The organism is Buttiauxella gaviniae ATCC 51604 (genome assembly GCF_001654835.1).
Classification (GTDB): domain Bacteria; phylum Pseudomonadota; class Gammaproteobacteria; order Enterobacterales; family Enterobacteriaceae; genus Buttiauxella; species Buttiauxella gaviniae.
In genome coordinates this window covers 132,285-144,803 of sequence record NZ_LXEP01000003.1, presented here as the reverse complement: position 1 = coordinate 144,803, position 12,519 = coordinate 132,285, and the positions used below count along the sequence as shown (strand labels likewise).

Genomic DNA, 12,519 nt, shown 5'->3' with positions numbered 1-12,519 from the left:
GGCGGCCTACTGAAGTCTAGCAACGTATAGGAACGTATATGACTAAGATGAATTTAGCAGTAAACGGATCTGTTGTCACCGAGAAAGCCATTGATAGCCAGTACCTACTGGAGATGGTTAACAAGGCACGCAAGGAATGCGGTGAAAGTGCTGTGCGCAATAACGACTTCATTGATCGCATTAAGGATGAGTTGGATGGTGAGCACTACGAAATTTTCGTAGTTCAAAAAGCGAACAAGACAGTGTCTGAAAAAGTAGTCATGTCCATCAAGCAAGCTTTGCGTGTGGCTGCTAGGGAATCGAAAGCAGTTCGACGTTCGCTAGTAGACAAGCTGGAAGATATGCAGATTATCCAGGCACCAAAGCAAAGTAACTCAGGGCTGCCTGAATATCGCCTCGCTAAAGCTGCGCAATTGAATGCTCAGGCACTGGAGAAGAACATTGCATCCGCTCGTGAGCTAATGTCCTTACTTCCGAGGCTCGATCCAATGGCTAATCAGGTGATTGTTGCAACCCTGGTTAATCCGTTGATTGGTGGTGAAATAGTGCCGCTTCCTCAAATTGAGGAGCATTACCATACGGCTGGTGAGGTAGGGGGTATGCTTGGTGTGTCAGCTCAAAAAATTGGCCGTGTCGCCAATGCTAATAACCTGAAAACTGAGCAGCATGGAAAGTTCTTCCTTGATAAATCCGCACATTCGAGCAAGCAGGTTGAGGCGTTCCGCTATAACTCAGAAGGTGTGAAATCGCTCCGCCATCTTATACACGGTGCTGATGCGGCTTAATGTCTTGGCTAAAACGAGAGACATTCAAACCCGCTTAACTGCGGGTTTTTTCCTTCTTGATTATCTCGAAAGCAATCTCTCGCACCCGGTCAGAGATTAAGGTAGCAACACGTTCGTCACTGTCTTCCTGCGCAATGCCGCTGCGGAAGAATGATTGCTCAAGCGTTCGAATAATCTCAAGGTTAATAGAACGGCCATTAGCCTTGGCTCGCTGCTTAACTTTTTCGTGAACGTCCGGTGGTAGTCTCAAGTGGAACTGAACCTCGTCATAATCCTTCATAAGAAACCTCGCATTTAAGTGCGTGAATCTTATGAACAACTGTAAATAACCACAATAGTACCATTTTGAAACGTTACTAATCTATCTTGCCGCCGCCTGCCTGCGGTGGGGGAATGCACCCGGAGGAAGGTAAATGGCCGTTAATTACCCGGACTGGCTCCCGCTGGCCCAGAAGTCGAAAACACCAAAGCCAGATACCGGCTTTCGCACCGATTTACCTCAAGTTGGCGCGCCGATATTCCAGAAGCTAACCGACGACCTGAAAACGGGCTTCTCACTAACATGGATATTCACTCGCGACCAGCACCGGGCATTCCTGCAGTGGGAGAGCAGCCCTAACTATCTTGATAAGTCTAACCAGTGGTTCCTGATGCCAGTTGGAATCGGCTCTGGTGCGTACGGTGAGCCTGAAATGCAGGAGCTGCATTTTGTGGCGCGACCCACATGGTCACAATCCGGCTCCGTGTTCACCTGGTCAGGCGATGTTATCTGCCGGCAGCTGAAAAACTCCGATGATGATTACGCCGACATTATTGTTGAACTGCCGCCACCGTGGGATAGATGGCTGGACATTGTCGTGACCGGATATCCGGATGACCGAGATAAAGAATCGTTGCCGAGGGCGCCATAATGCCAACGTTCAGAGAAATTAAAAGCCGCAGACCGAACCGAATCCTCTACGACACCATCACCATTTACAGCACGACATTTGGCTACATTCGTTTCGTTGCCGACCAGGTATTCCCCAAGACTTTCGCCGGGCAAGTCTATCAGCCATGCCGGATGGAAATCGCAGAGAGCCAGCAGAGTTCCACGCCAGTTATCGCCTCAACAGTAAAATTCAGTCGCATGGCTTCTGACTTCAAGCAGCAACTCAAGCAGTGGAAGGCATACGGACGCATTGAGCCAATTCAGTTCACGCGCCAGCGCTTCGATGCGGATGATATGAACACACCGCTAAAGTCCTGGACGCTGTTCGTGAGCGATATCAGCCTGGATGCTAATGATGTGACGGTGTCACTAACTATCAAGAATCCGCTTAATGCCAACATTGGCCTGCTCTATAACGTCGAAGAGTTTCCAGGGCTGCAAAATGCTTAAAGCTGAATTCCTTGAAAGGGTGATTGGCATACCCTGGCATAACCGTGCCTGCGCTTTCGATGCAGCAGACTGCTGGGGCCTGGTCATTCTCTATTACCGGCACGTTCTCGGCATTGAGCTGCACCACTCGCCTGACTACGAAGCGGGCGAGGACTTCATGACGTGCTTTGAGAATGAGGTTGTTTACTGGCGGCGGGCTGAATACTTCAGCGACGGCGATATCTTCATTGCTTACTACGGCGCGCAGCCGGTGCACGTAGGGCTGATTGTCGATGGCAGGGCGCTACATAGTCGCGGCGAGAATGGCTGTGTCCGCTCTGACCAGATTAGAACTATCCAGAAATTATTTACCAGAGTGGAGTGGTATTCGTATGCCGGTAATCGAAATACAGAGAGTGCCGGGGCTGCCGAAGCAACGGATGGAAGTGTTAGCGGGGACGAGGTTCAGCGAGTGGCTTGAAAAGGCAGGTGTGCATTCTGATGTGCGGGCCATCATTAATGGTCGAGAGCTGCAGGATGATGACAATGTCGATTTTACCATTAACGTTGATGACCGAATTATCATCTTTGATCAGCCCAAGAACGGCGGCCTTGCCAAAACCCTTCTCAATCCTCTCGAACATTTCAACCCGATAAAATTCACGCAAAAGGTGATGGGCTCTTTCATTAAGCAGCCTAACGCTGGCGGCGCTGCGGGGCAAAGCAAGACATCACCGAATAACAGCCTCAAGGGGCAGACGAACATTGCCCGTAACGGCGAGGCTCGACCTGATAACTACGGCCTGATCCGCGCCTATCCAGACCTGATTCAGCAGGCAATCTTCGAGTACGTGAACAACAAGAAAGAAGTCACGCAGTTCATGAACTTCGGCCTGGGCAAATATGACATCAGTCAGGTGCGCTATTCAGAGACGAATGTGGGCTCAATGGCAGGCGCGTCGTACACGATTTACCAGCCAGGTGATGTGATAGCGACAGTTTACGAAGGGTATGAGTTCGACGATGTAGACGGGCAGGAAGTGCCAGGAACGAACGAGGATACCGGAACCCCGATTGCGACGGCCACCGCAACAACAATGATTAGTGGGAATTACGCTGGCGGTCAGATAGCAGTGAAAATCGTGAAGCAGGCTGAATTTGACTACTTCATGGGGCTGGCATTACCGCATGCTGTTTCATTCGCTCTCAACATTACCTATCCAGTGCCGGGTGGCACCAAGACGGAAGATGTGACGCTGTTTGCTAACCTGATCAGTGCTGTGCAGACTGATGATGGCGCAGTTGTTTCACCTACGTTTTATTACACCTTCACCTTCGACAGCATCAATGGTTCCAGTGCCTCGTACATCACCACAGCAACCATTAACACGACGAAGTTCATTCTGAATGACAACGCCGCGCTAATTGTGGGCCCGTTCTTCTCACCAATCGATTCCGATCAGCTCTGGGTACATACCAGTTCTGGCCTTGGTGGGAATAGCGAAACAAACTGGCAACTGCAGATATGGAAAGTTGATGCTGAGAACAATCAGATACCTGGTACCACTCAAACATTCACATACCGGCAGACCACGCCTCATGACTCTACCAGCGAGACGTTTTTCCGCACTGACAAGATAACGCCTGCAGCCGGACGAGGGCGCTATTCGCTTTCATTCCACCGAACGGATAACTCCAGCGATGCAAGCAAGCTGGAAGTGGAGGAGGTGCATGCGGTTAACGTCAGGAACAATGTCAGCCACCCTAATGACACAACGGTCATCATCAAGGTTCGCGCAACGGAGAACTCAACCGGGCGCGAGCTGAAATACAACGCGATGATCAACCGATACGCGATCAGCTACTCACTCAGCACGCAGTCGGTTGATTACACGCTTCGTCCGTCGCGTAGATTCGCTGATGCAGTGGCTCATACCTGGTTAGTGATGGGCGGGCAGCCAGAAAGCAATATCGACCTTTACGGCCTGTATCAGATTCAGGCTGAAATTGATGCGATAGACCCGCGCCTTGGTCGTTTCGATTACACCTTCGATGATGAAGATGTGTCACTGGGGGCTCGACTGCAAACCATCTGCGACGCGGCCAGTGTAACTGTGTCATGGGATGATGATGTGATGTCATTTACTCGAGACAAGAAGCAAACCGCCCCCGCTACGGTATTTAACCGCAATAACACGGTCGAGGCTGGTTACTCACTCAGCTACGACATGACGCTGCCCGGTGGGTTTGATGGTGTCGAGGTGCAGTACCGTAATCCGTCAACCAATAAGCAGGACTTCATTCGCTACCGCATAAGCAACGGAGCAATCGTATCCGGCGCGCCAGTGAAAGCGAAGAAGTTCGAGATGATGTATGTGCGTGACGCGTTCCAGTCTAACGAGAGGGCGTTAAGAGAGTGCAAGCGCCTCATCTACTCACGAATGGCTATGAGCATAACAGCACTGGCAGACGGGGAGTGGGTGGGGGTTGGCGACATGGTTCAGATTGTTGATACCTACGACACAAATCAGCAGTCAGGCTATGTCGTTTCTCGTATCGGTAACGCCTTCGAAACCAGCGAGCGGATTAACTTTGCTGGCTCAATGTTCGTTGTGGTTACCGATTATCTCGGAACACCGACAGCGCGCTATCCGGCGCAGCCTTTGCCTGACACGTCTTTTGGCTTCAGCGCTGCAATTCCGAATATCGAACTCAACATCTATGACGGCATGAATGTGCAATCTCCGTCTCGCTACTTTATTGCCTCATCTGAAGAACTGGATGCGACGCAATGGGAGATAACAGACAAGACCCCAGGTGCTGACGGTACCACAGCTCTAACAGTTCGCGAATACAGCGACCTGATTTACCCCTAACTAAACCCTTAAATCCAACTCCGAACCCGGCCAATGCGCTGGGTTTTTTAATGGAAAAATTATGACTACCACACCTACGCAACTTCCAGTTCCAAGCGAAAAGCCACAAGACCTGAAATTCAACGCAGGGAAAATTGATGAATTCGTAACGTCATTGGCACAGCAATATATCGATCGCTTTGGTGGCAAACACTACACTATTGAAGGCTTGAAGCAACTTGTGCTACAGCAGATCTACAATCTCGGCTTGAATCCTGTCGGAACTTTCCAGGGCGGCGCAACCGTAGCTAACCCAGGTGATATTGTTCAGGACACCACAGATGACGCATGGTATCGCTGGGATAATTTAGCAACACTGCCAAAAGTAATACCGGCTGGTTCGACGCCGGGAACCGCTGGCGGTACTGGTGATGGAAAATGGCAGCTGGTAGATGTAAGTGATGTGCTTCGTAAACAAATTTCAGATCCAGATGGAGCCACTAAATATCCTGAACTGCAGATGGCTAGATGGAGAGATACGGGTGATATACGCGGGTGGGGGGCCACACCGGGGCAGGATGCAACCGCAGCAATTAATGCAGCAATAGCAAACCGTTCCGCGCTTGGCTGGGGTACTAGTTCAAATATAATAGTAGATGGGCATTACAAGATTGAGGGAAAAATATTACTTACTACTGATACCCGCCTGATCGGTAACTGGGCCACTATTACGTCTTCATCACCAGATTGGATTTTTGAATCAGCTTATAAAGACAGCGATGGTAATATTGTAACTAATCACGGACTGGATGATGCGGTTGCCATCGGGCAGGCACCATTACGCGGTGTTTTAATAAAGGGAATTATGTTTTCAGGGGTATCAAAAGTATTCCATTTAAATTGTTTTACTGAACGTTGCGGAATGGAAGACCTGACATTTAAGGATTGTGGGATTGCATGGGATGCAAGACTGTCTTTTTATCCGTTCTTTAAGAATATACTTATTAGGGGGGTGAAATCTGGTTTCGAAGAGGTAAGCGCATACCAGATGCGCCATCAATGCAATCAGGTTCGATTCGAAAAAGTTACTGTTGCCGGGCGTAAGTACGGCGAACTAATTGACGACGACATAATACCAACTGATGCTGGGGCGGTGCCAAATTGTCAGAACATATCGCACACTGAGTGTACTTATGAAGGGGTAACAAAAGGTGTGCAGGCTAAAATCATAACTTATGGGTATCAAAATACTGGGTGGTATGCAGAACTAGTAACAGATAATCTTTTTGAGTTTACAACAACAGATCATTTTGATTTATTCATAGGTAAGCCTTCATGGGCGTACGGAGTGGAAAAACAGGGTCACTTCAATAATCTAAAGGGGCGCAGTGAAATATGGCAAGCTGCTCAGTATAACTACTCCCCTGCAAAACGGTCGTCCATCCAATTCGGATCAAGCATTGCAGATGTTAGGCTTGCTAGCCATTTGACAGAATACAAAACGACAGCTAGTGCAGATACTGGGATTGTTTATGACGAAAATTCATACGTTCAGCTTTTGCGCGATACGTTGACTAGCGACCATGTATTAGTCAAGGAGGACTCTTTAAATCTAATATCACATCCTGTAATGTTGTCTGGCCAGATACCTGTCGTTACCGGAAAAGCGATTGGTGTTACTGGATCAGTGTTTGCTCCCGGCCCCAACGCTCTTAATATATCCACTGACATATTTTATAGCGAAGCCAATTTAATACTCGTAGCACTAAAGTGGCATAAAAAATCAGACCCATTAATATCCTTTAGCAGCACAGCAATTCTTATGAATGGTTGGGTGCAAGACATATCAGGACAGAAAGTAACATATGCGAAGGTCGGAGATCTGACAGTCTTATATATTAATGACCCAGCGGGAGCGGGGGACACTTCTTGGTTGTTAAATAATGACTACATACTAGAGGGAATGGTTAGGTTTATATAGTTTATCAGAAGCATTATGTGGAGTGGTGAGTTCGACGATGTGCCGGTTATGTGATGGGGCATATAAGGGGCAAAAAATTAGCGCTACATGACTAGCCATGTCTTGCGCTAATGCTCTGCTTAAAAAAGACACACTATCTGCAATGTGTACACGATAGCGTGTCTTTTAGTTGATTTTGTCTTTATGCTTTTATCTATCTATATGAATTTAATGATAAAAATACATGGTGAATCATTTCTCTTCTTGAGGCATGTGTTTATAGATATAAACACCGCTCAACAGCGTAAACACCAGCGTTGCAGCAGTCAGGCCGAACACTTTAAAGTTGACCCACACGCTTTGTGGTAGCCAGAACGCAACGTAAATATTCAGTGCGCCGCAGACGATGAAAAACAACGCCCATGCGACGTTCAAGCGTGACCATACGCCTTGTGGTAAAGAGATCTCTTTGCCCAACATACGTTGAATCAACGGTTTTCCCATCACCAACTGGCTAATCAGTAGTGCGGCAGCAAACAGGCCGTAGATCACGGTGACTTTCCATTTGATAAATTCATCATTATGGAAGAACAGCGTCAGGCCGCCGAAAACGGCCACCATCAGGAAGGTGATCAGCGCCATTTTTTCTATCTTGCGGAATTTATACCAGCTATAGATCAGTGCAAAACCGGTGGCGACGATCAGCGCACCAGAGGCCACATAAATGTCGTACATTTTATAGAATGCAAAGAAAACAATCAGGGGCAGGAAGTCGAGAAACTGCTTCATAATCTGTTCCGTAAAATGACTCCTGAACCTTCAGTTAGAGGTTCAGGAGTAAGTGAGTGTTATTGGCGTACCAGCATATACAAACGGAATACATAGATGAGCAACACCGCAGAAATCAGGTTGCTTATCGTATTTGCTACCACCCCGCCAACCGCAGGTGACAGTGCTGCAAATGAAGATGCGAGCATCAGGAGTGCAGTTTTTGCCAGTAACCAGCTAATCACCGCAGGTGCAACAAGGCGCATATTTCCCCAGGCAAGACGCATACTGCCGCGCATCGACTGGAAAATCCCTATTTTATCCTGCACTACCATAACTGGCGCGAATGAAAGCAGAATCGCTAACAGCACGCCTGGTACCACAATCAGCATGATGCCGATTTGCACCAGGAAGGTTGTCAGGAACATCAAAATAAAGATTTTAGGCAATACAGGCGCAGATGTACCAATCGCACGCAGTGCGCTTACGCGTTGCCCGGCACTCACCATCTGAATTAAAACCAGCACACTACCCGCAAGGATTGCATTGCCAATCAGACCCGCAAATGTTGATGCCGCAGAGGCTTTAAGTAACATTTGCTGCTGCTCAGGTGTCATGTTTTGCACAAGATCAAACAGCCCCATGCTATTCGATAAATTATCTCCCTCACTAAGGATAGACATTTGCTCGTCGCTGGGTGAAAAGGCGTGACCGATCACAACCGAAATAAAGGCACAAAGTAAAGCAATCAGTAAAACAGTAACAAACTGATTGCGTAGAAAATTCCCCGTGTCACGGTACACAGAACCCGCCGTGATAGACATGCACTCTCCTTGATGTTGCTCGGTTAAAAAACAGCGGGAATTGTACCCTGGATGAAGGGCGCTGGCACCGACAAGATGCGCGCAGTAAGTAAGTTACTGTCAATGTGAAAATTGATCTGGAGTGGAATGTCGTTTTACCCATAAGTTGACAAACTGGACCCATAAGCTGACATACATTGTAGTAGAGGTATACATGACCTAAATTTGTAGTAAAGCAACAACTCGTTGGGGGTACTATGTACCGTCGGCATCTTAAACACTCACGAGTAAAAAACCTCTTCAAATTTGCCAGTGCAAAGATGAATAGTGTCTTTATAGTTGAATCATCACTCGAGTTCGATACATGCTTTCATCTGGAGTTTTCCCCACTAATCAAAACTTTTGAGGCACAGCCTGAAGGTTTCTATTATCTTTATGAGGGACAAAAATTACCCTACACCCCTGATTTCCGTGTTTCTGACCGTAATAATAGGTCATATTTTTTAGAGGTTAAACCTTCCGACCTTATTGTAGACCCTGACTTTCTGTAAGTATCCCTGTAATCCGTGCCATTCACTTTTACAGATCTTCCGACATACTGATTATGTCACCTGTGGAGATCGCTATGCGTAAGATCCGATTCACCGAGCACCAGATCATCGCCGTTCTGAAGTCTGTCGAAGCCGGGCGCACCGTCAAAGATGTGTGTCGCGAGGCCGCTATTTCCGAAGCCAGCTACTACAACTGGAAGGCGAAATATGGCGGGATGGAACCCGCTGATATTAAAAAAATCAAAGATCTTGAGGACGACAATCGTCGTCTAAAACAGATGTTTGCCGATCTGAGTCTGGAATGCCGGGCGCTGAAGGACGTTATCGAAAAAAAGCTTTAAAACCAGCGATAAAGCGGGAGCTTGTCAGCTATCTGACTGCACAATTTTCCATGAGCATCCGCCAGGTATGCAGGACAGTTTCGCTGAGCAGGACGGTGTATTTTTATCAACCCGATACCCGGCGTGATGAACCGGTGCTCCTGGCGTTGACTGAACTGGCAGAACGCTATCCGCGATACGGATTTAAGAAGCTTTTTCAGGTGCTTCGTAGACAAGGGCTCATCTGGAACCACAAACGCGTGCACCGTATTTACTGTCTGCTGAAACTGAATTTTCGTCGCAAGGTCAAACAACGTCTGCCGGTACGCAATCCGGCTCCGCTGGCCACGCCGGAGGCGCTGAACCAGAGCTGGTCCATCGATTTTATGCACGACGCACTGACATGTGGCCGACGTTTTCGGACTTTCAACGTCGTGGATGATTTTAACCGCGAGGCTCTGGCTATCGAAATTGACCTGAATATCCCGGCGCAGCGCGTCGTCCGTGTGCTGGACAGGATAGTGGCAAACCGTGGATATCCGCTAAAGATGCGGATGGATAATGGGCCGGAACTGATCTCACTGACTCTGGCGCAATGGGCTGAAGAGTATGGTGTGATGCTGGAATTTATCAAGCCGGGTAAGCCGACGCAGAACGCGTTTATCGAACGATTTAACCGAACATACCGGACCGAAATACTGGATTTTTATCTGTTCAGAACGCTGAACGAAGCACGGGAAATAACGGAACGCTGGCTGAACGAATACAACAGTGAGCGGCCCCATGAATCCCTGAATAACCTGACACCGGAAGAGTACCGGCTGATGGCTGAGAAACCGGAAATCTCAAAAAGTGCGTGGAACTAAAACGGGTGTGCTTACAATATCGCTTCGACAACGACATTAAGCTCGAGCCGCAGGCTCAGTTGATGTACACCCGCATTAATATGGATAACTTCACCGACCAGGATGCGACGACTGTGCAGTATCAGGATTATAGCCAGACCATTGGGCGCTTAGGCGTGCGCGCCGATCGCACCTGGCTTGATGATAAAGGGCGTCAGTACACGCCTTATCTTCGCGCCAACTATTATCGCGGCTGGGGCGGAGAAGCGAAAACCACCATTGGTTCTCAAAACATGGATATCAGCCAGACCTTCACCAGCGGTAAATTTGGGCAGATGGGCGAGCTAGGTGGCGGCGGGACAATCACCTGGAAAAATGATTTGTCACTGTATGTCGAAGTGGATTACCGCAAAGAGATCAACAGCAACGGGGCGAAAGGCTGGGGCTACACTGGCGGCGTCAGGTGGCAGTTCTGATCCTTTTTAACGCCATTTAAAATAAACGATGCCCAGGATGGGCATCACTCACTTCAGTAAAAACCATCCTTTCTATCTGAGTATCTCTATAGTTCACATTGTGAATTTGAAACACGTCTTATCATCACCACGTTCAGCCAGCAGTATGACAATACAACCTCGGCATATTGGCAACGCTAACGATCATATCGCCATTACTTGTCCTTTGAATCTGGTAGTAATCTTTAAAATGGTCTTTAAAACTTGGGAATATGTATTCGTTGGCCACTGCGTCAGGAATGTTCTCACCGTAGGCGGGATGCATGCTTTTGGTATGGGTCGTAATGTAAGAGTGATCAAGCTGATAACTAAAGCGGGTATTCCGGTGAATAGTGTAATTGACGGGCTTGGAACTGCCTTGCGCCAGGTAGCGCATGTTACCACTGAGAATGCCAATGCCGCTGCCATCAGGATAGTAATGTGTTTTTATGGTTCCCTTGAGCTGCATGCTGTTTTCTTTGTCTGAATTAAGTACATAAGGAACCTGACAATAAAGTTCTACACCGTTACGCTTATCAAGTTTTAGAGCGACTAACCAGGGAGAAAGCAGTAAAACCGCCAGTATAAAGACAGAAAGAATTCTTTTCATTTGGTCGACTCACTTTTCAGGCTGAAATACGCGCTGCAACCATTATCGTTTTCAGATATTGGCCGGTCACAAAGAAAGTAGCTACTGACCACATGGCTGGAAACTTTGTTGATATAAAGGTAGTTCACACTCTTGCCAGCCAGAGTTTGCGGTTTCTCGTCATAAAAACGCTTAAGAGCGACTTTTGCATAACTTGATTCTTCAGTGAGTGGAGACTGTAGAAAGACTTTCGTGTCTCCATCTGACGCCATTGGCCGATATTGCTCACGGGTATCAAAAGACCCGAGCTTTTTGGCGTCGCTCTGGTAGAGATAATAACCTGCTGCTGCGATAGCGTTGAGTAACACCAATATAGTGCAAATCACTAACGCCACTTTAGGTATACCGCGCCGTGGGATTGTTGCGGAAGTATGCGGGAGCGAAGTTTGTTGGGGGATACTCTCTGGCTGGGTATCGTTAACGGGGGAGTCTAAAGGCGTTACTTCCGAAACCCCAGCTAAATCGGGGAGTGGCTCATCTACAGTTACCCTTACTGAGGGAGCAAGCAACTCGACCTGTATTTGCGAACTAAAGGTATAACCCAGGCGCGGAACAGTCACGATGACGTCGAAAGGAATATTCAGGTTCTGGAAGGCTTGCCGTAGCTGGGAAATATTCTTCCACATACTGCCTTCGGTCACTAGTGATCCATATTTACCCCAGCATTCATGCATAAGGGTTTCCTTATCAACAGTTTCTCCTTGCCGTTCAATAAAAAGCTTCAGGCAACGCGACGCCGTAGCGCTGAGCTTTATAGGTGATTGGGGCGAAGCTAAAGATCCGAGCTGAAATGTCTCATCATCGAAAAGTAAGCTTTCATTGAGACGATATTGTGCCATTAAGATTAATCCTAAACACGAAACAACTTCTTAACATTTTAACTGATTTATACAGGCAAATGAAGAGCTTTGGGGGTAATTAAATGTTTTTAGTTAAATATAATAAAGGGGTTTCATACCCAACAAGCTGAAATTATCTAATTTTCCTGTTGAGAGTATTCTGAATCGCCTCAATCAGGTTTTTTGAGGGTTTTTAAGTGTTGATTTGGAATGTATCAGAGTACTGTGATTAATTATAAAAAGGCTATGATAATAGTCTCTGCATTTATTCATTAAGTTATATGTACCGG

At 47.5% G+C, this 12,519-nt stretch carries 13 protein-coding genes; 8 read left to right on the top strand and 5 right to left on the bottom strand.

What is annotated here, in order from left to right; all coding sequences use genetic code 11:
* Positions 1 to 38 precede the first annotated feature (38 nt).
* Positions 39 to 785 carry a PH domain-containing protein gene (locus tag M977_RS01095; RefSeq protein WP_064511709.1) on the top strand — a complete coding sequence of 249 codons (747 nt, stop codon included), beginning with the start codon at positions 39 to 41 and terminating at the stop codon, positions 783 to 785.
* Between the two features lie 34 nt (positions 786 to 819).
* On the opposite strand, the gene M977_RS01090 is transcribed toward M977_RS01095, so the two are convergent.
* Positions 820 to 1,065 carry an Arc family DNA-binding protein gene (locus tag M977_RS01090; RefSeq protein WP_064511708.1) on the bottom strand — a complete coding sequence of 82 codons (246 nt, stop codon included), beginning with the start codon at positions 1,063 to 1,065 and terminating at the stop codon, positions 820 to 822.
* A gap of 133 nt (positions 1,066 to 1,198) precedes the next feature.
* Between M977_RS01090 and M977_RS01085 the strand changes: the two genes are divergently transcribed.
* The 5 genes from M977_RS01085 to M977_RS25765 all read left to right on the top strand — a co-directional run bounded on the left by M977_RS01085 (position 1,199) and on the right by M977_RS25765 (position 6,981).
* Positions 1,199 to 1,696 (top strand): hypothetical protein, encoded by a 498-nt coding sequence (locus tag M977_RS01085; protein WP_064511707.1) that lies wholly within the window; start codon positions 1,199 to 1,201, stop codon positions 1,694 to 1,696.
* Positions 1,696 to 2,166, top strand: a complete 471-nt coding sequence (locus M977_RS01080; protein ID WP_064511706.1) for a hypothetical protein — start codon at positions 1,696 to 1,698, stop codon at positions 2,164 to 2,166. The genes M977_RS01085 and M977_RS01080 overlap by 1 nt, the downstream gene beginning before the upstream one ends.
* Positions 2,108 to 2,626: an NlpC/P60 family protein gene (locus tag M977_RS01075; RefSeq protein WP_342446872.1), complete on the top strand. Its 519-nt coding sequence runs from the start codon at positions 2,108 to 2,110 to the stop codon at positions 2,624 to 2,626. Before M977_RS01080 ends, M977_RS01075 begins: the two co-directional genes overlap by 59 nt.
* Positions 2,586 to 5,021 carry a host specificity factor TipJ family phage tail protein gene (locus M977_RS01070; RefSeq protein WP_425339032.1) on the top strand — a complete coding sequence of 812 codons (2,436 nt, stop codon included), beginning with the start codon at positions 2,586 to 2,588 and terminating at the stop codon, positions 5,019 to 5,021. The genes M977_RS01075 and M977_RS01070 overlap by 41 nt, the downstream gene beginning before the upstream one ends.
* 61 nt (positions 5,022 to 5,082) lie before the next feature.
* Positions 5,083 to 6,981: a tail fiber/spike domain-containing protein gene (locus M977_RS25765; protein ID WP_064511703.1), complete on the top strand. Its 1,899-nt coding sequence runs from the start codon at positions 5,083 to 5,085 to the stop codon at positions 6,979 to 6,981.
* 231 nt (positions 6,982 to 7,212) lie between these two features.
* Here M977_RS25765 and M977_RS01060 read toward each other — a convergent pair whose 3' ends face one another.
* Together M977_RS01060 and M977_RS01055 are read right to left on the bottom strand one after the other, a co-directional pair.
* A complete protein-coding gene (locus M977_RS01060) occupies positions 7,213 to 7,749 on the bottom strand; it encodes a septation protein A (RefSeq protein ID WP_064511702.1) in 537 nt (178 codons plus the stop codon).
* A gap of 59 nt (positions 7,750 to 7,808) precedes the next feature.
* Positions 7,809 to 8,552, bottom strand: a complete 744-nt coding sequence (locus M977_RS01055) for a YciC family protein (protein ID WP_064511701.1) — start codon at positions 8,550 to 8,552, stop codon at positions 7,809 to 7,811.
* 604 nt (positions 8,553 to 9,156) lie between these two features.
* On the opposite strand from M977_RS01055, the gene M977_RS01040 reads away from it, so the two are divergent.
* Both M977_RS01040 and M977_RS01035 read left to right on the top strand, forming a co-directional pair.
* Positions 9,157 to 10,268 (top strand): IS3 family transposase gene (locus M977_RS01040; RefSeq protein ID WP_157092016.1). Its coding sequence is split into 2 segments (ribosomal slippage): positions 9,157 to 9,418 and positions 9,418 to 10,268, totalling 1,113 coding nucleotides; the frame shifts between segments, so codons are not numbered across the junction.
* 5 nt (positions 10,269 to 10,273) lie between these two features.
* Positions 10,274 to 10,723, top strand: coding sequence for an autotransporter outer membrane beta-barrel domain-containing protein (locus M977_RS01035; RefSeq protein ID WP_074391961.1), 450 nt, complete (start codon positions 10,274 to 10,276; stop codon positions 10,721 to 10,723).
* Between the two features lie 133 nt (positions 10,724 to 10,856).
* On the opposite strand, the gene M977_RS01030 is transcribed toward M977_RS01035, so the two are convergent.
* Together M977_RS01030 and M977_RS01025 are read right to left on the bottom strand one after the other, a co-directional pair.
* Entirely contained in the window at positions 10,857 to 11,351 is a 495-nt protein-coding gene (locus M977_RS01030) for a hypothetical protein (RefSeq protein ID WP_064511696.1), read from the bottom strand.
* Entirely contained in the window at positions 11,348 to 12,229 is an 882-nt protein-coding gene (locus M977_RS01025; RefSeq protein ID WP_064511695.1) for a winged helix-turn-helix domain-containing protein, read from the bottom strand. The genes M977_RS01030 and M977_RS01025 overlap by 4 nt, the downstream gene beginning before the upstream one ends.
* Positions 12,230 to 12,519: the final 290 nt, after the last annotated feature.

Excerpts from the sequence above, each read along its gene's own strand:
- M977_RS01070 (WP_425339032.1), top strand. The coding sequence starts at position 2,586 with ATGGAAGTGTTAGCGGGGACGAGGTTCAGCGAGTGGCTTGAAAAGGCA.
- M977_RS01090 (WP_064511708.1), bottom strand. The coding sequence starts at position 1,065 with ATGAAGGATTATGACGAGGTTCAGTTCCACTTGAGACTACCACCGGAC.
- M977_RS01080 (WP_064511706.1), top strand. The coding sequence starts at position 1,696 with ATGCCAACGTTCAGAGAAATTAAAAGCCGCAGACCGAACCGAATCCTC.
- M977_RS01075 (WP_342446872.1), top strand. The coding sequence starts at position 2,108 with ATGCCAACATTGGCCTGCTCTATAACGTCGAAGAGTTTCCAGGGCTGC.
- M977_RS01095 (WP_064511709.1), top strand. The coding sequence starts at position 39 with ATGACTAAGATGAATTTAGCAGTAAACGGATCTGTTGTCACCGAGAAA.
- M977_RS01055 (WP_064511701.1), bottom strand. The coding sequence starts at position 8,552 with ATGTCTATCACGGCGGGTTCTGTGTACCGTGACACGGGGAATTTTCTA.
- M977_RS25765 (WP_064511703.1), top strand. The coding sequence starts at position 5,083 with ATGACTACCACACCTACGCAACTTCCAGTTCCAAGCGAAAAGCCACAA.
- M977_RS01025 (WP_064511695.1), bottom strand. The coding sequence starts at position 12,229 with ATGGCACAATATCGTCTCAATGAAAGCTTACTTTTCGATGATGAGACA.
- M977_RS01030 (WP_064511696.1), bottom strand. The coding sequence starts at position 11,351 with ATGAAAAGAATTCTTTCTGTCTTTATACTGGCGGTTTTACTGCTTTCT.
- M977_RS01060 (WP_064511702.1), bottom strand. The coding sequence starts at position 7,749 with ATGAAGCAGTTTCTCGACTTCCTGCCCCTGATTGTTTTCTTTGCATTC.
- M977_RS01085 (WP_064511707.1), top strand. The coding sequence starts at position 1,199 with ATGGCCGTTAATTACCCGGACTGGCTCCCGCTGGCCCAGAAGTCGAAA.